The 18986-nt window shown below is 41.4% G+C and carries 16 protein-coding genes; 7 read left to right on the top strand and 9 right to left on the bottom strand.

Annotated elements, in window-relative coordinates:
• Nucleotides 1-139: 139 nt before the first annotated feature.
• Complete coding sequence (gene tyrS / locus M1G01_RS09210) at nucleotides 140-1396, top strand: tyrosine--tRNA ligase (protein WP_044020095.1); 1257 nt, start codon at nucleotides 140-142, stop codon at nucleotides 1394-1396.
• Between the two features lie 77 nt (nucleotides 1397-1473).
• On the opposite strand, the gene M1G01_RS09205 is transcribed toward tyrS, so the two are convergent.
• Both M1G01_RS09205 and M1G01_RS09200 read right to left on the bottom strand, forming a co-directional pair.
• Nucleotides 1474-3534 carry a heavy metal translocating P-type ATPase gene (locus M1G01_RS09205; protein WP_000008775.1) on the bottom strand — a complete coding sequence of 687 codons (2061 nt, stop codon included), beginning with the start codon at nucleotides 3532-3534 and terminating at the stop codon, nucleotides 1474-1476.
• A 1-nt stretch (nucleotide 3535) separates the two neighbouring features.
• The gene (locus M1G01_RS09200; protein WP_000910910.1) at nucleotides 3536-3814 is read right to left on the bottom strand and encodes a DUF6110 family protein; all 279 of its coding nucleotides are present in this window, start codon (nucleotides 3812-3814) and stop codon (nucleotides 3536-3538) included.
• Nucleotides 3815-3965: 151 nt separating this feature from the next.
• Here M1G01_RS09200 and M1G01_RS09195 point away from each other — a divergent pair, with 151 nt between their 5' ends.
• On the top strand, nucleotides 3966-4814 hold the full coding sequence (locus M1G01_RS09195) for a putative RNA methyltransferase (RefSeq protein ID WP_001095535.1): 849 nt from the start codon (nucleotides 3966-3968) through the stop codon (nucleotides 4812-4814).
• Between the two features lie 110 nt (nucleotides 4815-4924).
• Here M1G01_RS09195 and M1G01_RS09190 read toward each other — a convergent pair whose 3' ends face one another.
• From M1G01_RS09190 to malQ, 3 genes are all read right to left on the bottom strand, one after another.
• Nucleotides 4925-5131 (bottom strand): hypothetical protein, encoded by a 207-nt coding sequence (locus tag M1G01_RS09190; RefSeq protein WP_009013759.1) that lies wholly within the window; start codon nucleotides 5129-5131, stop codon nucleotides 4925-4927.
• Between the two features lie 250 nt (nucleotides 5132-5381).
• On the bottom strand, nucleotides 5382-7640 hold the full coding sequence (gene glgP, locus M1G01_RS09185; RefSeq protein ID WP_247931662.1) for a glycogen/starch/alpha-glucan family phosphorylase: 2259 nt from the start codon (nucleotides 7638-7640) through the stop codon (nucleotides 5382-5384).
• Nucleotides 7641-7662: 22 nt separating this feature from the next.
• Entirely contained in the window at nucleotides 7663-9180 is a 1518-nt protein-coding gene (malQ, locus tag M1G01_RS09180; protein WP_247931661.1) for a 4-alpha-glucanotransferase, read from the bottom strand.
• A 474-nt stretch (nucleotides 9181-9654) separates the two neighbouring features.
• On the opposite strand from malQ, the gene M1G01_RS09175 reads away from it, so the two are divergent.
• The 5 genes from M1G01_RS09175 to M1G01_RS09155 all read left to right on the top strand — a co-directional run bounded on the left by M1G01_RS09175 (nucleotide 9655) and on the right by M1G01_RS09155 (nucleotide 15237).
• Nucleotides 9655-10926, top strand: coding sequence for an extracellular solute-binding protein (locus M1G01_RS09175; protein ID WP_000095461.1), 1272 nt, complete (start codon nucleotides 9655-9657; stop codon nucleotides 10924-10926).
• A 126-nt stretch (nucleotides 10927-11052) separates the two neighbouring features.
• Nucleotides 11053-12345 (top strand): carbohydrate ABC transporter permease, encoded by a 1293-nt coding sequence (locus M1G01_RS09170; protein ID WP_000431414.1) that lies wholly within the window; start codon nucleotides 11053-11055, stop codon nucleotides 12343-12345.
• A 1-nt stretch (nucleotide 12346) separates the two neighbouring features.
• A complete protein-coding gene (locus M1G01_RS09165) occupies nucleotides 12347-13189 on the top strand; it encodes a sugar ABC transporter permease (RefSeq protein ID WP_001065651.1) in 843 nt (280 codons plus the stop codon).
• A 251-nt stretch (nucleotides 13190-13440) separates the two neighbouring features.
• The gene (locus M1G01_RS09160) at nucleotides 13441-14241 is read left to right on the top strand and encodes a DUF1189 domain-containing protein (protein ID WP_247931660.1); all 801 of its coding nucleotides are present in this window, start codon (nucleotides 13441-13443) and stop codon (nucleotides 14239-14241) included.
• A 9-nt stretch (nucleotides 14242-14250) separates the two neighbouring features.
• The gene (locus tag M1G01_RS09155) at nucleotides 14251-15237 is read left to right on the top strand and encodes a LacI family DNA-binding transcriptional regulator (RefSeq protein WP_001145426.1); all 987 of its coding nucleotides are present in this window, start codon (nucleotides 14251-14253) and stop codon (nucleotides 15235-15237) included.
• 33 nt (nucleotides 15238-15270) lie between these two features.
• On the opposite strand, the gene M1G01_RS09150 is transcribed toward M1G01_RS09155, so the two are convergent.
• The 4 genes from M1G01_RS09150 to M1G01_RS09135 all read right to left on the bottom strand — a co-directional run bounded on the left by M1G01_RS09150 (nucleotide 15271) and on the right by M1G01_RS09135 (nucleotide 18982).
• On the bottom strand, nucleotides 15271-16212 hold the full coding sequence (locus tag M1G01_RS09150; RefSeq protein ID WP_000806298.1) for a YitT family protein: 942 nt from the start codon (nucleotides 16210-16212) through the stop codon (nucleotides 15271-15273).
• On the bottom strand, nucleotides 16190-17953 hold the full coding sequence (gene aspS, locus M1G01_RS09145; protein ID WP_049520516.1) for an aspartate--tRNA ligase: 1764 nt from the start codon (nucleotides 17951-17953) through the stop codon (nucleotides 16190-16192). The genes M1G01_RS09150 and aspS overlap by 23 nt, the downstream gene beginning before the upstream one ends.
• Before the next feature lie 151 nt (nucleotides 17954-18104).
• A complete protein-coding gene (locus M1G01_RS09140) occupies nucleotides 18105-18323 on the bottom strand; it encodes a hypothetical protein (protein ID WP_247931659.1) in 219 nt (72 codons plus the stop codon).
• A 17-nt stretch (nucleotides 18324-18340) separates the two neighbouring features.
• Nucleotides 18341-18982 (bottom strand): CPBP family intramembrane glutamic endopeptidase, encoded by a 642-nt coding sequence (locus tag M1G01_RS09135; protein WP_042901958.1) that lies wholly within the window; start codon nucleotides 18980-18982, stop codon nucleotides 18341-18343.
• Nucleotides 18983-18986: the final 4 nt, after the last annotated feature.

The following is an 18986-nucleotide window of genomic DNA, read 5'->3' as shown; positions in this document are numbered from 1 at the left end:
AATGTCCTCGCTTTCTCTATTATACCATAAAAGGGAAACTTTCAATAAAATAGCCACTTTCTTCCCTATTCCACTAGGCTATTGTCCGAGTTTGTGATACAATAGGTAGAAACAATATTTTATAAAGGAGAAAAGACACATGCACATTTTTGATGAGCTAAAAGAGCGTGGTTTGATTTTTCAAACGACTGATGAAGAAGCTTTGCGTAAAGCCCTAGAAGAAGGTCAAGTTTCTTATTATACTGGCTACGATCCAACTGCTGATAGCCTTCACCTCGGCCACCTTGTCGCAATCTTGACCAGTCGTCGCTTGCAGTTAGCAGGTCATAAACCATATGCGCTCGTTGGCGGTGCTACAGGTCTCATCGGAGATCCGTCCTTCAAAGATGCTGAGCGTAGTCTCCAAACAAAAGACACAGTAGAGGGCTGGGTCAAGTCTATCCAAGGGCAACTTTCTCGTTTTCTTGACTTTGAAAATGGTGAAAATAAGGCTGTCATGGTCAACAACTACGACTGGTTTGGCAGTATCAGCTTCATTGACTTCCTCCGTGACGTCGGAAAATACTTCACTGTCAACTACATGATGAGTAAGGAATCTGTGAAGAAACGGATCGAGACAGGGATTTCTTACACTGAGTTTGCCTACCAAATCATGCAAGGGTACGACTTCTATGTCCTTAACCAAGACTACAATGTTACTCTGCAAATCGGTGGTTCTGACCAGTGGGGAAATATGACAGCTGGTACCGAATTGCTTCGTCGTAAGGCTGACAAGACTGGTCACGTGATCACTGTTCCACTCATCACAGACGCAACTGGTAAGAAATTTGGTAAGTCAGAAGGAAACGCAGTTTGGCTTAACCCTGAAAAGACTTCTCCATACGAAATGTACCAATTCTGGATGAACGTGATGGATGCTGACGCTGTTCGCTTCTTGAAAATCTTTACCTTCTTGTCACTCGATGAGATTGAAGACATCCGCAAAGAGTTTGAAGCGGCTCCACACGAACGCTTGGCACAAAAGGTCCTCGCTCGTGAAGTCGTGACTCTTGTTCACGGAGAAGAAGCTTACAAAGAAGCCCTTAACATCACCGAGCAACTCTTTGCTGGAAACATCAAAAACCTTTCTGTCAAAGAACTCAAACAAGGACTTCGTGGAGTGCCAAACTACCAAGTAAAAGCAGACGAAAACCACAATATCGTGGAACTCCTCGTGTCATCTGGTGTGGTGAATTCAAAACGCCAAGCCCGTGAAGACGTCCAAAACGGAGCTATCTACGTCAACGGCGACCGTATCCAAGACCTTGACTATGTCTTGAGTGACGCAGATAAGTTAGAAAACGAACTCACTGTTATCCGCCGCGGGAAGAAGAAATACTTTGTGTTGACTTACTAAATTGTTAAACATTTACCTATAAACAAAGGAGTTACCCTCGAGAAAGGTAACTCCTTTTTGCTGTGAATAGTCCCCACCTATCCCTTAATAGACAGGCTACGCAGGACTATGCGTAAGGTTGTTAGATTATGTAGGATAGAGAGGTTTGAAGGACTGAGCCAATTAAACAAGCCAAAGCCAATCAAACTACTATTTACGACAACGGTATCTTGAATATTCTTCTTGATGAGTGTTTGCAAAGATGATGATAGCCAATCCAACTCTTGGAAGAAATCCAAACGATTATCTAACAATAAGATATCGCTCATCTGCTTAGAAATATCTGCACTCTCATTCATCACCACACCGATATCTGATAGGGTTAGAGCCGCTGAGTCATTCAATCCATCTCCAACCATCAAAATCGTGTGACCTGCTTTCTGCAGTTCCTCTACTAACTCAAATTTCCCATCAGGTTTCAAGTCTGTATAGACCTGATCAAAGGGCAAATCTTTGACTAATTCCTCTGTCCTAACCAAGGTGTCCCCTGTTGCCAGAATCAATTTTTTCCCTTGTGCCTTAAGTTTCTCCAAGGCTGCTTTTGCTTCTTTTCTCAAAGGAGTATGAATGCAGAACATTCCAATCAATTCATTCTGATAAGCCAAGAATAAGAGATTGTAGTGACTCTTGTACTCTTCAATTAAAGCATTTTGTTCTGAACTGATATGAATCTGCTCATCCTGCATCAAGACATAATTCCCAATAAGAACTGGTTGGCCATCTATATGAGATTTGATCCCCTTGCTTGCAATATATTGGAGTTTCCCATGCATTTCCTCATGTTCAATTCCCTCTATCTCAGCTTGCTTGACGATGGCATTAGCAATAGGATGATAAATGTGTTCCTCAAGACAGGCACTGATTCTGAGAATATCTTCCTCACTATAGTCCCCAAAAGGTAACACCTTTTCAACTATAGGATAACTAGTTGTGATTGTTCCCGTCTTATCAAACAAGAAAGTATCAACTTCCAGATATTTCTCCAGAACATCCCCATCCTTAATCACCATTTCACGGTTCAACCCCTCCTTGATAGCTGTCAAATAAGCTACAGGAGTAGAGATTTTCAAAGCGCAGGAGAAATCGACTAATAGGAAAGAAATAGCCTTAGAAAAAGAACCTGTTAATAGGTAAGTTAGCCCAGCCCCCAAGAAATTATATTTGACGACCTTATCCGCCATCTTGATGAAATAGCGTTGTTTCGTTTTCTTGTTTTCTTCAGATTTCTTCATTAACTCAATCAGTTGTAAAATCCGGCTGTTCATCTGATTATCGGTTACACGAATGCGTAACTCTCCAGTTTCTAATACTGTATTTGCACAAACCAAATCAGACTCTCTTTTTTCAACTGGAAAACTCTCTCCCGTCAAGGAACTTTCGTTGACCATACCTAAACCTGAAACTACTTGTCCATCAAACAGAATTTCATTTCCTTGAGATAGGACCAAGACATCTCCTATTTGAACATCGGAACTCTTGATACTAACAACCGTATCGCCCTGTACTAAGAATACGTCGCTCTCTTTTGCAAGAAGGCTTTGTTCTAAATCTGTTGCAGTTTTTTTCAAAGACCACTGATCTAAATGATTCCCCAAATCAAGCATAAACATGATATTGCTAGCTGTCTTGGATTGGTTCATAAACAAGGACAATAAAATCGCCGAACAGTCCAAGACTTCCATCGTTAGTTCCTTACGCGCTAGTGTTTGATAGGCTTCTCTAATATAACCCAAAGCCTGATAACAAGTCCATATATAGCGAATAGGATACGGCACAAAACTACGAAAAAGTACACGCTTAATCGCTGCACCTGAAACAATAGAATAAGCACTCTCTTCTCTACGAATGGGAAGAGTCATCAACTCAGAAACTTTCCCTTTATCAATTCTTTTTAAAAAGGCTTCTGCATTATCTAATACAGAAAAGCCTTCTTTTATGCGTAGAGTAAAGTGCTGTTGATCCATGTAAAACTGGATAGACTCAATCCCCTTTTCATCTCTCGCCAAGGAACGAAGATAGTCTTGAATATCCAAGGTGAGTGAAAAAGAAGATGATAGTCGGATATGTTGGTATCCTCTATGTAGCACTTTAAAAGACATATTATTCTCCTATAAGGCTATCTAATTGCTCTTCTTTTTTCTCTTGCTCGTACAAATATTTGGCATCTTGCAAGACATCGTCTCCATGTTGTTTCACAACAGAAACAGATGCATCTAGCCCGTCTTTCAACTTGTAAGCCTTAGCCAAAGCTTTAGAATAACCTTTTTTAGCTTCCTTACTTGCCAAGATTTTCAAACCAAGGGTACCAAATGCGACACCACCCAAAAAGAGTGATGATTTTTTCGCAACTTTTGCAACGGTTAATACTTCTTTTAACATACTTATTTCCTCCTTATCATTATTATATAGAAATTTAGATATAAAAGCAATTTTATTCTATAAATTGGAGAATTAGTTTTATTTCTACTGAATCTCCCATCTACTTATTTCTAAAGTTGCTTTCATTTGCCTCTTTTGATACACTTAAACTATGAATACAAACCTCAAACCCAAACTTCAGCGTTTTGCTTCTGCGACTGCCTTTTCCTGCCCTATCTGCCAAGAAAATCTGGCCTTGGTAGAGTCTAGCCTCAAGTGTAGCAACCGCCATTCTTTTGATCTGGCAAAATTCGGCTATGTCAACTTGGCTCCGCAAATCAAGCAATCTGCCAACTACGACAAGGAAAACTTCCAAAACCGCCAGCAAATTCTTGAAGCTGGTTTTTATCAGGCTATTTTAGAAGGTATCTCGGACTTACTAACAACTAATCCATCCGCAAAAACAGTCTTGGATATCGGTTGTGGCGAAGGTTTCTACTCTCGTAAACTCCAAGAAAGTCACTCTGACAAAACCTTTTACGCCTTTGATATTTCAAAAGATTCCGTTCAAATCGCTGCCAAGAGCGAACCAAACTGGGCGGTCAACTGGTTTGTCGGCGACCTGGCTCGTCTTCCTATAAAAGACGCCAGCATGGATATCCTGCTTGATATCTTCTCGCCTGCCAACTATGGGGAATTCCGTCGCGTTTTATCCAAAGACGGTATTTTGATCAAGGTCATCCCAACTGAAAATCACCTCAAAGAAATCCGTCAAATGGTGCAGGACCAGCTGACAAAGAAGGATTATTCCAACCAAGATATCAAAGAACATTTCCAGGAACATTTCAGCATCCAATCTAGTCAGATTGCTTCCTTAACAAAACCTATCTCGGCTGAGCAACGCCAAGCCCTGCTTGCCATGACGCCCTTACTCTTTCACGTTGACCATACCAAGATTGACTGGAGCCAACTGACAGAGATTACCATTGAAGCAGAGATTCTAGTTGGGAAAGTACGGTAAACAAATCTTTCAGATAAGACAAAAACCCGCACCTCTTCTTGAGGTGTGGGTTTAAATCGCGATTTTTCAACTGTCTATCCGAAAAGTGGAAAAAATTTTAACCTCTCCATTTATTTTCGATTCGAAATGACAAATTTATCAATGAATAATAAGTGAAATGAGGCAAGTGTAATCCCCAAATAGCACCCATGATAAGAGATTTCTTGATGGGTAAGTGGAAAAAGAGTACGATTCCCCATCGAGAGTGATGACAAAACCACAAATAGTATCCAAAATAAATCAGTCCATTTATATTTTGAAAAATATTTTTTCCACATAAAAACACCTTCTTTCTTCACCACAATGCTATTATAATACAAATTATAAGCGGATACAAGAAATACGAGGCCATCAACTACGAAGAATCATGAGACTGAAATACAGTAAAAAGCAGTATTTCTAAAACTTCAACGTATCTATGATTTATCTCTTTTTAGACCTGATTGGCTAAAATCCACATCATTCAAAAAAGCGAATTTCAATTGAAATTCGCTTTTTTTACAAAGTGATTAGTATAAATTTTGTATCTTAGTTCAAGTGCCAGATATCTTCGTTGTACTGAGCGATTGTACGGTCAGATGAGAAGAATCCTGCTTTGGCAATGTTAACGATGACTTTATCCAACCATGCGTCGCGGTCTTCGTAGTCAGCAAGCATTTGCTCTTTGACTTTAATGTAGTCTTCCAAGTCAAGGAGAGTCATGAACCAGTCTTTGTTGATCAATTCGTTGTAAAGACGTTCCAAGCGTTCTTTCTTACCTACTGCAAGAACAGCATCGCTCACAATGAAGTCAACCAAAGGTTTGATAGCTTCACGAGCATAGAATTCGCTTGATTTGTAAGCTGCTTTTGCGTAAAGGTCGATAACAGTTTCTGAATCTTCACCAAAGATATAGATGTTTTCGTCGCCAACCAACTCAGCGATTTCCACGTTAGCACCGTCCATAGTACCAAGAGTCAAAGCTCCGTTCAACATGAATTTCATGTTACCAGTACCTGAAGCTTCTTTAGAAGCAAGTGAGATTTGTTCTGAGATATCACATGCTGGGATGAGGAAGCTTGCTGCAGTAACGTTGTAGTTTTCAACCATAACCACTTGCAAGTGTGGAGCTACTTCTGGATCATTTGCAATCACTTCTGACAAGCAAAGGATCAAGTGAATGATGTCTTGGGCAATTGTGTAGGCAGGAGCTGCTTTACCACCAAAGAAGACTGTGATTGGACGAGCAGGGATGTTACCAGCCTTGATATCAAGGTATTTGTGGATGACATACAAAGCGTTCATTTGTTGGCGTTTGTACTCGTGAAGACGTTTGATTTGGATATCAAAGATAGAGTTTGTATTGATTTCTACACCTTGGTGTTCTTTCAAGTGACGAGCCAATTTACGTTTGTTGTGAGCCTTGATGCTTTCCAATTTTTCTTTGACAGCAGCCTTGTCTTCGTATGACAAGAGTTTTTCAAGCTCATCTGCTTCATGGTGCCAACCATGTCCAAGAATCTCATCCAAGTAGTGAGACAAGCTTGGATTAGCATGCATGAGCCAACGACGGAATGTGATACCGTTTGTTTTGTTGTTGAATTTTTCTGGGTAGATGTCGTAGAAAGCTTTCAACTCTGAGTTCTTCAAGATTTCAGTGTGAAGAGCTGCAACCCCGTTAACGCTGTATCCGTAGTGGATATCCATGTGAGCCATGTGGACACGTCCACTCTCATCGATGATTTGAACAGCTGGATCTTTGTATTCTGCCTTCACACGACGGTCCAATTCTTCGATGATTGGTACCAAGTGAGGAACCACTTCTTGCAAGAATTCAAGAGGCCATTTTTCAAGAGCTTCAGCAAGGATTGTGTGGTTAGTGTAGGCAGTCATGCTGCGTACGATTGAGATTGCTTCATCAAGTTCGATACCACGCGCAGTCAAAAGACGGATCAATTCAGGGATCACCATTGATGGGTGAGTATCGTTGATTTGTACAACAGCGTAGTCTGCAAGGTCATGCAAGTTGCTTCCTTTTTCGATTGCTTCGTCGATGATCAATTGCGCACCGTTTGACACCATGAAGTATTGTTGGAAGATACGGAGCAATTCACCTTGCTTGTCGCTATCGTCTGGGTAAAGGAAGAGAGTCAAGTTGCGAGCGATGTCTGTCTTATCAAAGTTGATACCGTCTTCGATGATAGAAGAATCAACTGAATCCAAGTCAAACAAACGCAAGCGGTTTTTAGTAGCTGTCTTGTAACCAGGTACATCGATATCGTAAAGAGTAGATGTCAAGGTGAAGTGTGCAAATGGCACTTGGTAGCTACGGCTTGAGCGAACCAACCAGTTTTGCTCTGTCAACCAAGCGTTAGGAATTGTTTCTTGTTGGTTGTTTTTAAGAACTTGTTGGAAAAGACCGAAGTGGTAGTTCAAACCAACACCGTCACCATTCAAACCAAGTGTAGCGATTGAGTCGATAAAGCAGGCTGCCAAACGTCCCAAACCACCGTTACCAAGTGATGGTTCCAATTCTACTTCTTCGATTTCGATCAACTCTTTACCGGCATCAGCAAGTTCTTTTTTCACATCGTCGTAAAGACCAAGGTTGATCAAGTTGTTTGACAAGAGTTTACCAATCAAGAACTCAGCTGAGATGTAGTAAACTTTTTTCTTACCAGTGTTGACTGGTTTTTGGCTGCTAGCAAGCTTGCTGTAGTTGAGAAGAGCAAGGTAAAGCTCTTCATTGCTACATTCTGCAATAGTTTTATTGTAACGCTTTTGTACAAATTCTTTTAATGGTAACATTTTTGTGTCTCCTGATATTGTCTTATTTCTTTAATTCTACCAAATTTTCATTAATTCGGCGATAAATTGTAGTCAAGTCAAGCAAAGTTTCTTCAACAGCTGGTGTGAGTTGGTCTGCTGTCATACGCCATGACCAGTTTCCACCAAGAGTAGATGGGTAGTTCATGCGAGCCGCCTCATCTAGTTCTAGCAAGTCTTGCATGGTTGCAATAGCCATGAAGCTCACTGATGAAAATACTGTACGAAGCATTGCGTGCGGCACTGTTTCATACTCTTTACGGTTGGTGTAACGCGCCATGTACTCACGAGTTGGATCATCGATCTCATTACGGTACCAACCAAGAACTGTATTGTTATCGTGTGTTCCTGTGTACATAACAGAGTTAGCAGGTGCCAAGTGTGGGCTATCGATACTTTCGTCTTCTGGATTGAAGGCGAATTGAAGAATCTTCATTCCTGGGAAGCCAGTACGTTCGCGCAACTCGATAACTTCATCTGTCATGAAACCAAGGTCTTCTGCGATGATGTTTAGCTCACCAAGCTCTTCCTTAACGGCTGCGAAGAGTTTGTAGCCTGGACCTTTCACCCATTTACCAGGTGCTGCTGTATCGGAACCAGCAGGAATTTCCCAGTAAGATTCGAACCCGCGGAAGTGGTCGATACGAACGATATCGTAGATCTTGAAGCTTTCGCGCAAACGTTCAATCCACCATTTGTAACCGTCTTTGTCCATTGCTTCCCAGTCATAGATTGGGTTCCCCCAAAGCTGACCAGTGGCAGAAAACTCATCTGGTGGGCATCCTGCGATACAAGTTGCTTTACCATTGTCATCTGTCTTAAAGAGATGTGGATTTGCCCACATGTCGCTTGAATCTTCCGCTACGTAGATAGGCATGTCCCCAACAATTTCGATGTGGTTATCGTTAGCATAGGCTTTCAATTTCAACCATTGTTGGAAGAAGAAGTATTGAGTCACACGGTGGTAAACCAACTTGTCTACCAATTTCTCACGGTAACTTTCAAGTGCTGAAGCTTTACGAGCACGAGCATCTGCATCAGGCCATTCTGTCCAAGCAAGATTGTCAAAATGCTCTTTGATAGCCATATATTCTGCGAAGAGTTCGAGCCATGATTGGTTGTCTTTAGCAAACTTCTCAAAATCTTTGACATCACCCACTTCCAAGAAGCGTTTCACTGCTTTTTCTAAAAGTGGACGACGTGCGTAATAAATCTTCGCATAGTCAACTTCAGATGCATCGCTACCAAAGTCAACACCTTTAAGATCACTGGCTTCGAGCAAGCCTTGCTCTACCAAGATATCAAGGTCGATAAAATGCGTATTCCCAGCAAAGGCTGAGAATGATTGGTATGGAGAATCTCCATAACTTGTTGTCCCAAGAGGGAGAATTTGCCAGTAACGTTGCTTCGTACGAACCAAGAAATCAACGAAATCATAGGCAGTCTGGCCAAATGATCCAATCCCGTATGCTCCTGGCAGAGAAGAGATGTGCATCAACACACCACTTTGACGTTTTTTCATAATAGCACCTCATGTGTTTGTTATAAAACGTTGCGCAATTAAGGCGCAAACGTTTGCGTTAATTTAAGTATAACGCATTTCAAAAACAAATGCAAGCGTTTTTAAAAAATTTTTTTGAATTATTTTAATCAAACAAAACTTGTTGCCACTGATATTTTATGAAATAAGCGAAAAAATTTTAAAGATTTTCTGATTTAAGATAATTCATTCCCAATATCTGCTCTATTTTCTGAAAAATCGAGCCAAATTTACGCAATCGTTTTCCTAATATATTTTCAATTCAAAAAAAACAAACATTTTAAGTTCTTTCCTATATATAGGCTTTAACAAATGTTTGAAACCTTAAAATTTTTTTAAAATTTTTGCTAAAAAAGCTTGCAACCGTTTTCTATTTGTGCTATACTAAGTTCGTAAAAGAAAACGTTTGCGTTTTCTCATTAAATTATTTTTGTTATTCTTTAGGAGGAATACACTATGTCATCTAAATTCATGAAGAGCGCTGCTGTGCTCGGAACTGCTACTCTTGCTAGCTTACTTTTGGTAGCTTGCGGAAGCAAAACTGCTGATAAAGCAGCTGATACTAGCTCATCTGAAGCAAAAGAAATCACTTTCTACGTTGAAGACCAATACAAAGCCTACGCTGAAAAAGTTGCTGCAGCTTATGAAAAAGAATCAGGTACAAAAGTTAACATCAAATCAGGTGACCAACTTGGTGGACTTGACAAACTTTCTCTTGACAACCAATCAGGTCAAGCTGCTGACGTTATGATGGCACCATACGACCGCGTAGGTAGCCTTGGTACTGACGGACAACTTTCAGAAGTTACTTTGAGCGACGGCGCTAAAACAGATGATAAGACTAAATCTCTTGTAACAGCTGCTGACGGTAAAGTTTACGGTGCTCCTGCCGTTATTGAGTCACTTGTTATGTACTACAACAAAGACTTGCTAAAAGAAGCTCCAAAAACTTTTGCTGAATTAGAAGAACTTGCTAAAGACAGCAAATACGCTTTCGCTGGTGAAGATGGCAAAACTACTGCCTTCCTAGCTGACTGGACAAACTTCTACTACGCATATGGACTTCTTGCTGGTAACGGTGGTTACGTATTCGGACAAAACGGTAAAGACGCTAAAGACATCGGTCTTGCAAACGACGGTTCTATCACTGGTGTCAACTACGCTAAATCTTGGTATGAAAAATGGCCTAAAGGTATGCAAGATACTGAAGGTGCTGCAAACTTGATCCAAACTCAATTCCAAGAAGGTAAAACAGCTGCTATCATCGACGGTCCTTGGAAAGCTCAAGCATTCAAAGATGCTAAAGTAAACTACGGTGTTGCTACTATTCCAACTCTTCCAAATGGTAAAGAATACACACCATTCGGTGGTGGTAAAGCTTGGATCATCCCATCAAGCACTAAGAACCTTGAAGCTGCACAAAAATTTGTAGACTTCCTTGTTTCAACTGAACAACAAAAAGCATTCTACGATGCAACTAACGAAATCCCAGCTAACACTGAAGCTCGTTCATACGCTGAAGGTAAAAACGATGAGTTGACAACAGCTGTTATCAAACAGTTCAAGAACGCTCAACCAATGCCAAACATTTCTCAAATGTCAGCAGTTTGGGATCCAGCTAAAACTATGCTCTTTGATGCTGTAAGTGGTAAAAAAGATGCTAAGACAGCTGCTAACGATGCTGTAACATTGATCAAAGAAACAATCAAACAAAAATTTGGTGAATAATTGAATTCGTTACAAGGGGGGAGAATACAAATCCCCCTTTGATTTTATAAATTTACGAATGATTGCAGTTGCCTATCTAGTGATTGGAGACAAACTTCAATCTCGTATCCTATGAAAGGAGTATTCATGGAAAACCAACAACCTAGCAAAGCAGCCTTGCTTTCAGTGATTCCTGGGTTAGGACAGATTTACAATAAACAAAAGGCAAAAGGTTTTATCTTCCTTGGTGTAACTATCGTATTTGTTCTTTATTTCCTAGCACTTGCTGCGCCGGAATTGCACAATTTGATCACTCTTGGTGACAAGCCAGGTCGTGATAATTCCCTCTTTATGCTGATTCGTGGTGCCTTCCATTTAATCTTTGTAGTCGTTTATGTGCTCTTTTATTTCTCAAATATTAAAGATGCACATACAATCGCAAAACGTATTAACAATGGAATTCCTGTCCCACGTACTTTTAAAGATATGATCAAAGGTATTTATGAGAATGGTTTCCCTTACCTCTTGATCATCCCATCTTACGTCGCTATGACATTTGCGATTATCTTCCCAGTTATCGTAACCTTGATGATTGCCTTTACCAACTATGACTTCCAACACTTGCCACCAAACAAATTGTTGGACTGGGTTGGCTTGACGAACTTCACTAATATCTGGAGCTTAAGTACCTTCCGTTCAGCCTTCGGTGCGGTTCTTTCTTGGACCATCATCTGGGCCTTGTCTGCTTCTACTTTGCAGATTGTGATTGGTATCTTCACAGCAATCATTGCTAACCAACCATTTATCAAAGGAAAACGTATCTTTGGTGTTATTTTCCTTCTTCCTTGGGCTGTTCCAGCCTTCATCACTATCTTGACATTCTCAAACATGTTTAACGATAGTGTCGGAGCGATCAACACTCAAGTATTGCCTATCTTGGCTAAGGTCCTTCCTTTCCTTGACGGAGCGCTTATCCCTTGGAAAACAGACCCAACTTGGACTAAGATTGCCTTGATTATGATGCAAGGTTGGCTAGGATTCCCATACATCTACGTTTTGACTTTGGGTATCTTGCAGTCGATTCCTAACGACCTCTACGAAGCGGCTTACATCGATGGTGCCAATGCTTGGCAAAAATTCCGCAACATCACTTTCCCTATGATTTTGGCTGTTGCGGCACCAACATTGATCAGCCAATACACCTTCAACTTTAACAACTTCTCTATCATGTACCTCTTCAACGGCGGAGGTCCTGGTAGCGTTGGTGGTGGAGCCGGTTCAACTGATATCTTGATCTCATGGATTTATCGTTTGACAACAGGTACATCTCCTCAATACTCTATGGCGGCAGCTGTTACCTTGATTATCTCAATCATTGTCATCTCTATCTCTATGATTGCATTCAAGAAACTACACGCATTTGATATGGAGGACGTCTAAGATGAATAACTCAATCAAACTCAAACGTAGACTGACTCAAACCCTCACTTACCTCTACTTGATTGGCTTATCAATCGTGATTATCTATCCACTTTTGATCACCATTATGTCAGCCTTCAAGTCTGGTAACGTGGTAGCCTTTAAACTAGATGGTAACGTCGATTTTAGTTTTGATAACTTTAAAGGACTCTTCACTGAAACCTTATACGGCACTTGGTATCTCAATACCTTGATCATCGCCTTGATTACAATGGCTGTTCAAACAAGTATCATCGTACTTGCTGGTTACGCCTACAGCCGTTACAACTTCTTGGCTCGTAAACAAAGTTTGGTCTTCTTCTTGATCATCCAAATGGTGCCAACTATGGCCGCTTTGACAGCCTTCTTCGTTATGGCCCTTATGTTGAACGCCCTTAACCATAGCTGGTTCCTCATCTTCCTATATGTCGGTGGTGGTATCCCAATGAACGCTTGGTTGATGAAAGGTTACTTCGACACAGTACCAATGTCTCTTGATGAATCAGCAAAACTAGATGGTGCAGGACACTTCCGTCGCTTCTGGCAAATTGTTCTCCCACTCGTTCGTCCAATGGTTGCAGTACAAGCGCTCTGGGCCTTCATGGGACCTTTCGGAGACTATATCCTCTCTAGTTTCTTGCTTCGTGAGAAAGAATACTTTACAGTTGCCGTTGGTCTACAGACCTTTGTCAGCAATGTGAAAAACTTGAAGATTGCCTACTTCTCAGCAGGTGCTATCCTCATCGCCCTTCCAATCTGTATTCTCTTCTTCTTCCTACAAAAGAACTTTGTTTCAGGACTTACAAGTGGTGGCGACAAGGGATAATTTATCCCCGCCACCCTTTTTCATTTTATACTCTTCGAAAATCAAATTCAAACCACGTCAGCTTCGCCTTGCCGTACTCAAGTACTGCCTACGGCTAGCTTCCTAGTTTGCTCTTTGATTTTCATTGAGTATTAGAGCTTGTGACTATAAAACTATTCTTGAAGCAAGCAATTTGTCTCCTAGACTTGAAATAAAGCACATTTCTCTATATAATAATACTCATATAGAAAACACCTTTTAGAAAGATACAAATGCTTCCATATCCATTTTCATATTTTTCAAGTATTTGGGGATTTCGTAAGCCCCTATCAAAACGTTTCGGTCTCAACTGGTTTCAGCTTCTCTTTACGAGCATTTTCCTCATCAGTTTGTCTATGGTTCCGATTGCCATTCAAAACAGCTCACAGGAAACGTATCCACTGGATACCTTTATCGATAATGTCTACACTCCACTGACAGATGAAGCCATCATGGACTTGTCAGAGAATGCACAAATCATTGATGGAAAGCTGAACTACTCAGGTACGAAGAATCAGCAGCCTTCTCTTTTGATTGGCCCGAGCCAAATCAAAGAATTTCCAAAGGACTTGCAACTTCATTTTGATACGGAAGAACTCGTCATCAGTAAGGAAAGTAAGGAACTAACTCGCATTCGCTACCACGCAATTCAAACGGAGAGTTTCCAGAGTAAGGAAGATCTAACCCAGGCCATTTCTAAAGATTGGTACCAACAAAATCGGGTCTATATCAGTCTCTTTCTCGTTCTTGGTGCTAGCTTCCTCTTTGGATTGAATTTCTTCATTGTCTCTCTTGGAGCTAGTCTTCTCCTTTATATCACCAAAAAATCACGCCTCTTTTCATTTAGGACTTTTAAAGAGTGCTACCATTTTATCTTGAACTGTTTAGGATTACCCACTCTGATTACGCTTATTTTGGGACTTTTGGGCCAAAATATGACAACGCTTATCACTGTACAAAACATTCTTTTTGTTCTTTATCTGGTCACTATTTTTTACAAGACACATTTCCGTGATCCAGATTATCATAAATAGGAGATTTTTATGCCCGTGACGATTAAAGATGTGGCTAAAGCAGCAGGTGTCTCACCTTCAACTGTTACCCGCGTCATTCAAAATAAATCAACGATTAGTGATGAAACCAAAAAACGAGTTCGCAAGGCGATGAAGGAGCTCAACTACCATCCCAACCTCAATGCTCGTAGCTTGGTAAGTAGCTATACTCAGGTTATCGGCCTGGTGCTCCCTGACGACTCGGATGCCTTTTACCAAAATCCTTTCTTCCCATCTGTCCTTCGAGGGATCGCCCAAGTGGCATCTGAGAACCACTATGCTATTCAGATTGCAACGGGGAAAGATGAGAAAGAACGTCTCAATGCGATTTCTCAGATGGTTTATGGCAAGCGTGTTGACGGTTTGATTTTCCTCTACGCCGAGGAAGAAGATCCTCTGGTCAAGCTAGTAGCTGATGAGCAGTTCCCCTTCCTCATTCTCGGAAAATCCACTTCACCCTTTATCCCTCTTGTTGATAATGACAATGTACAGGCGGGCTTTGATGCGACAGAGTATTTCATCAAAAAAGGATGTAAACGAATTGCCTTCATCGGGGGGACAAAGCGACTCTTCGTAACACAAGATCGTCTAACTGGCTATGAGTCCGCACTCAAACAACACCAACTTCCGATTGATACCAACTTAACCTACTTTGCAAACGAATTTCTAGAAGAAAAAGGGTATCAATTCAGTGAACTCCTGTTCAATCACGATCCACAGATTGACGCTATTATCACAACTGACAGTCTCCTTGCAGAAGGGGTTTGTGACTACATCAGTAAGCATCAGTTAACTGTTCCTGTCTTGAGTTTCGACTCTGTCAATCCTCGACTTGACCTCGTAGCTTATGTGGACATCAATAGCCTGGAACTTGGGCGCGTTTCCTTTGAAACCATTCTCCAGATTATCAACGATGCTAAAAACAATAAACAGATTTGTTACCGCCAGTTGATTGGACACAAAATTATCGAAAAATAAAGACCAGCCCCAAGGCTGGTCTTTTGAATATTATTAATTGTCTGTTTCTACGAATCGTCCGAGAATGTGGACATTTTCAGATACAGAGACAAAGGCTGTCGGATCGATCTGTTTCATGATGTGTTTAAAATCATTAAACTCTGCTCGTGTGATAACCGTAATCAAGACTGCTTTTCTCTCATGATTATAGGTTCCTTCTGCATCGTGGATCATGGTTGCTCCGCGGTGCAATTTTTTATGGATTTTTGCGATTACCTTGTCAGGATTATTGGTCACAATCATGGCCTGCATGCGTTTTTGCTTGGTAAAGACCGCGTCTGTCACACGACTGGAGACAAAGATGGTAATCATGGAGTAGAGAGCGTATTTCCAACCAAAGGTCAATCCTGCTATCAGCATGATGGTTCCATTTACCAAGAAAGAAATACTACCGACATTCTTACCCGTTTTCTTTCGAATAGTGAGACTGACGATATCTGTACCTCCGCTAGAAATATTGTTACGGAGCGCAAAACCAATCCCCAAGCCCATGACAACACCCCCAAAAAGGGCATTGATAATGGGATCCTCTGTCAAGGTCACAACCGGTACAAGCTGGATAAAGAGGGAACTCATGGATACTGTGATGAAGGTAAAGATTGTAAACTTATGCCCAATCTGATACCAAGCCAAAATCATCAACGGAAAATTGATAGCATAAAAGGTTAGCGATATCGGAATGTAAAAACCAAACCAGTGATTACTCAAGGCAGAGATAATCTGTGCCAGACCCGTCGCACCACTGGAGTAAACGTGCCCTGGTTGAAAAAAGAAATTGACTGCTACTGCTGACAGAAAGCCATAAACCAGAGAAGCCGATACTTTCTCATCATATTTTTCCCGAGAGATACTTTGTAAAACTCGTAAGATTTTTATCTGATAAGCAAAGCGGCGCAAATAATAGCGCCACCGCTTAATTCGTTTTGCTTGTTTCATCTTCTTCTACTTGTAAGCTGAGTTCCTCTAGTTGTTTGAGAGCGACTATTGATGGAGCTTGTGTCATTGGATCTGTCGCCTTGTTGTTCTTAGGAAAGGCAATGACTTCACGAATATTCTCTTCCCCTGCTAAGAGCATCACAAATCGGTCAAGACCGATAGCCAATCCACCGTGTGGTGGGAAACCATAGTCCATGGCTTCAAGAAGGAAACCAAACTGGTCATTTGCTTCTTCAGCTGAGAAACCAAGAGCCTTGAACATGCGTTCTTGAAGGTCTTTTTGGTTGATACGAAGACTACCACCACCAAGCTCATAACCGTTCAAGACGATATCGTAAGCAATGGCACGAACCTTAGCCAAATCACCTTCTAATTCGTGAGCTGTTTCTTCCTGTGGAAGAGTAAATGGATGGTGGGCGCTCATGTAGCGACCTTCTTCTTCAGACCATTCAAACATTGGCCAATCAACCACCCAAAGGAAGTTGAACTTATCATTATCAATCAAGCCCAGCTCTTTGGCAATACGTCCACGAAGGGCGCCTAGTGTTGCATTGGCTACCTCAAGCGTATCCGCCACAAAGAGAACCAAGTCCTTATCTTCAAGACCAAGTGCTGCAGTCAATTCTGCTTGGATACCAGTTAAGAACTTGGCAACTGGTCCATTTAATTCTCCATCAACCACTTTGACCCAAGCAAGACCTTTGGCACCATATTGTTTGGCTACTTCAGTCATCTTGTCAATGTCTTTACGTGAGTAGTTGTCTGCAGCTCCTTTGACTACAATGGCTTTAACGGCAGGTGCTTCTGAAAAGACTTTGAAATCAACACCTCTAACCACTTCTGTCAAGTCCTGAAGCAACATATCAAAACGAGTATCAGGTTTGTCAGAACCGTAAAGAGCCATCGCGTCATCATACTTCATACGAGGAAATGGAAGCGTTACTTCGATGCCTTTGGTTTCTTTCATCACGCGCGCAATCAAGCCTTCTGTGATATCTTGGATCTCTTGCTCCGTAAGGAAAGACGTTTCCAAGTCGACCTGAGTAAACTCAGGCTGACGGTCACCACGCAAATCCTCGTCACGGAAACATTTAACGATTTGGTAGTAACGGTCAAACCCAGCATTCATCAAAAGCTGTTTAGTGATTTGTGGGCTCTGAGGAAGAGCGTAGAAATGCCCTTTATTGACACGAGATGGCACCAAATAGTCACGCGCTCCTTCTGGTGTTGACTTCGAAAGGAATGGCGTCTCCACATCGATAAACTCCAACTCATCCAAGTAGTTACGGATAGAGTGAGTCACCTTAGCACGAAGCTTAAGGTTTTCTAGCATTTCTGGACGACGAAGGTCAAGGTAACGGTAACGCAAACGTGTATCGTCATTGGCCTCAATCCCATCTTTAATCTCAAAAGGTGTTGTTTTGGCTGTATTAAGCACTGCCAAAGCTGTCACGTTCAACTCAACTGCACCAGTCGGCAATTTATCATTAGCTTGCTCACGCGCAGCGACTTGTCCAGTCACCTCGATGACAAACTCACTACGAAGGCTTTCAGCTGTTGCCATGACCTCTGCAGAGACTTTTTCAGGGTTGATAACCAACTGCATGATTCCTTCACGGTCACGAAGGTCGATAAAGATCAAACCACCTAGGTCACGACGACGACCAACCCATCCTTTCAAGGTCATTTCTTGTCCGATGTGTTCCTCACGAACACGACCAGCATACATACTACGTTTCATGTTTTCTCTCCTCTTTTATTCTGTTACTATTTTACCATAAAAGCGCAGGCTCTTCATGAAAATCAGCAGAAAAGTTTGATTGTCTTTAGTAATCAAAACAAACAGACAAAAAATCCGATGAAAACGTCATCGGATTCTCTGATTATGATTCTTAACCTTTTTTACGCTTTTCAGCAATCTCAGCTGCCTTTTTAGGTAGAACAATCTCCGTCGCATAAGCCGAAGCAAAACGCAAGACACCTGCAATAGGCGCAAAGACAACTGCTAGATAGTTGTAAAAGAAGTCGCCTTTAAAGGCATAGGCAAGTGCCCCGATGACAAAGAAGAGAACGACCGCCTGTATCACTGCTAATAAAATTATTCGTTTCATGTGACCTCCTGACTCTATTATAGCATGAGTATCATCAAAAAGCCGATTAAATTATTCAAAGCGTGGAGAGAAATGCTATAAAGAAGACCTTTTCGGCTCACATAAGCCAGTCCCAAACTCAATCCCAGACTAGCATAAACTAAAAACTGTTGCAAAGTTCCTGGAAAATGAATCAAGGCAAAAAGCGCACTTGATACGAGGAGAAACAGAGCTGTCTGTTTACTGTTGTTTTGCTTAGGAAAGAGATAACGCGCCAGCATCCCTCTAAAGATGAGTTCTTCCGTCAGAGGAGCAAAGACTACCACCATAAAGAAACCAAAGACAGGCTGAGCAACTGTCAGTTGTGATACGATTTGTTGATTGACTGACGGATCTTCTGGCAAAAAGAACTGGGCTATAATCGCCACTAGCAAAACCAGAGTTGGCAACCAAATATAACTATTAAAAACCGTCGTCTGGATGCTAACCTTTTCTGTCTGATACCATCTGTAAACTCCATAAACATAGGCCCCTGACAGGGCGACATAAAGTGGCAAGACTCCAAAGATTGAAGCCCCTAGGTCAAGCGCTGATAAAGCCATACTCTGAACCAGACCATAGCCAAAGAAAAAGGATAGAACAGCTAGCAAAAACCAGCCAAGATTTTTAAGTAAGTTCATAAAA

The organism is Streptococcus oralis, from assembly GCF_023110055.1.
Taxonomy (GTDB): Bacteria; Bacillota; Bacilli; order Lactobacillales; family Streptococcaceae; genus Streptococcus; species Streptococcus oralis_BY.
This window is presented reverse-complemented; position numbering and strand designations above follow the sequence as displayed.

Excerpts from the sequence above, each read along its gene's own strand:
- tyrS (WP_044020095.1), top strand. The coding sequence starts at position 140 with ATGCACATTTTTGATGAGCTAAAAGAGCGTGGTTTGATTTTTCAAACG.
- M1G01_RS09205 (WP_000008775.1), bottom strand. The coding sequence starts at position 3,534 with ATGTCTTTTAAAGTGCTACATAGAGGATACCAACATATCCGACTATCA.
- M1G01_RS09200 (WP_000910910.1), bottom strand. The coding sequence starts at position 3,814 with ATGTTAAAAGAAGTATTAACCGTTGCAAAAGTTGCGAAAAAATCATCA.
- M1G01_RS09195 (WP_001095535.1), top strand. The coding sequence starts at position 3,966 with ATGAATACAAACCTCAAACCCAAACTTCAGCGTTTTGCTTCTGCGACT.
- M1G01_RS09190 (WP_009013759.1), bottom strand. The coding sequence starts at position 5,131 with ATGTGGAAAAAATATTTTTCAAAATATAAATGGACTGATTTATTTTGG.
- glgP (WP_247931662.1), bottom strand. The coding sequence starts at position 7,640 with ATGTTACCATTAAAAGAATTTGTACAAAAGCGTTACAATAAAACTATT.
- malQ (WP_247931661.1), bottom strand. The coding sequence starts at position 9,180 with ATGAAAAAACGTCAAAGTGGTGTGTTGATGCACATCTCTTCTCTGCCA.
- M1G01_RS09175 (WP_000095461.1), top strand. The coding sequence starts at position 9,655 with ATGTCATCTAAATTCATGAAGAGCGCTGCTGTGCTCGGAACTGCTACT.
- M1G01_RS09170 (WP_000431414.1), top strand. The coding sequence starts at position 11,053 with ATGGAAAACCAACAACCTAGCAAAGCAGCCTTGCTTTCAGTGATTCCT.
- M1G01_RS09165 (WP_001065651.1), top strand. The coding sequence starts at position 12,347 with ATGAATAACTCAATCAAACTCAAACGTAGACTGACTCAAACCCTCACT.
- M1G01_RS09160 (WP_247931660.1), top strand. The coding sequence starts at position 13,441 with ATGCTTCCATATCCATTTTCATATTTTTCAAGTATTTGGGGATTTCGT.
- M1G01_RS09155 (WP_001145426.1), top strand. The coding sequence starts at position 14,251 with ATGCCCGTGACGATTAAAGATGTGGCTAAAGCAGCAGGTGTCTCACCT.
- M1G01_RS09150 (WP_000806298.1), bottom strand. The coding sequence starts at position 16,212 with ATGAAACAAGCAAAACGAATTAAGCGGTGGCGCTATTATTTGCGCCGC.
- aspS (WP_049520516.1), bottom strand. The coding sequence starts at position 17,953 with ATGAAACGTAGTATGTATGCTGGTCGTGTTCGTGAGGAACACATCGGA.
- M1G01_RS09140 (WP_247931659.1), bottom strand. The coding sequence starts at position 18,323 with ATGAAACGAATAATTTTATTAGCAGTGATACAGGCGGTCGTTCTCTTC.
- M1G01_RS09135 (WP_042901958.1), bottom strand. The coding sequence starts at position 18,982 with ATGAACTTACTTAAAAATCTTGGCTGGTTTTTGCTAGCTGTTCTATCC.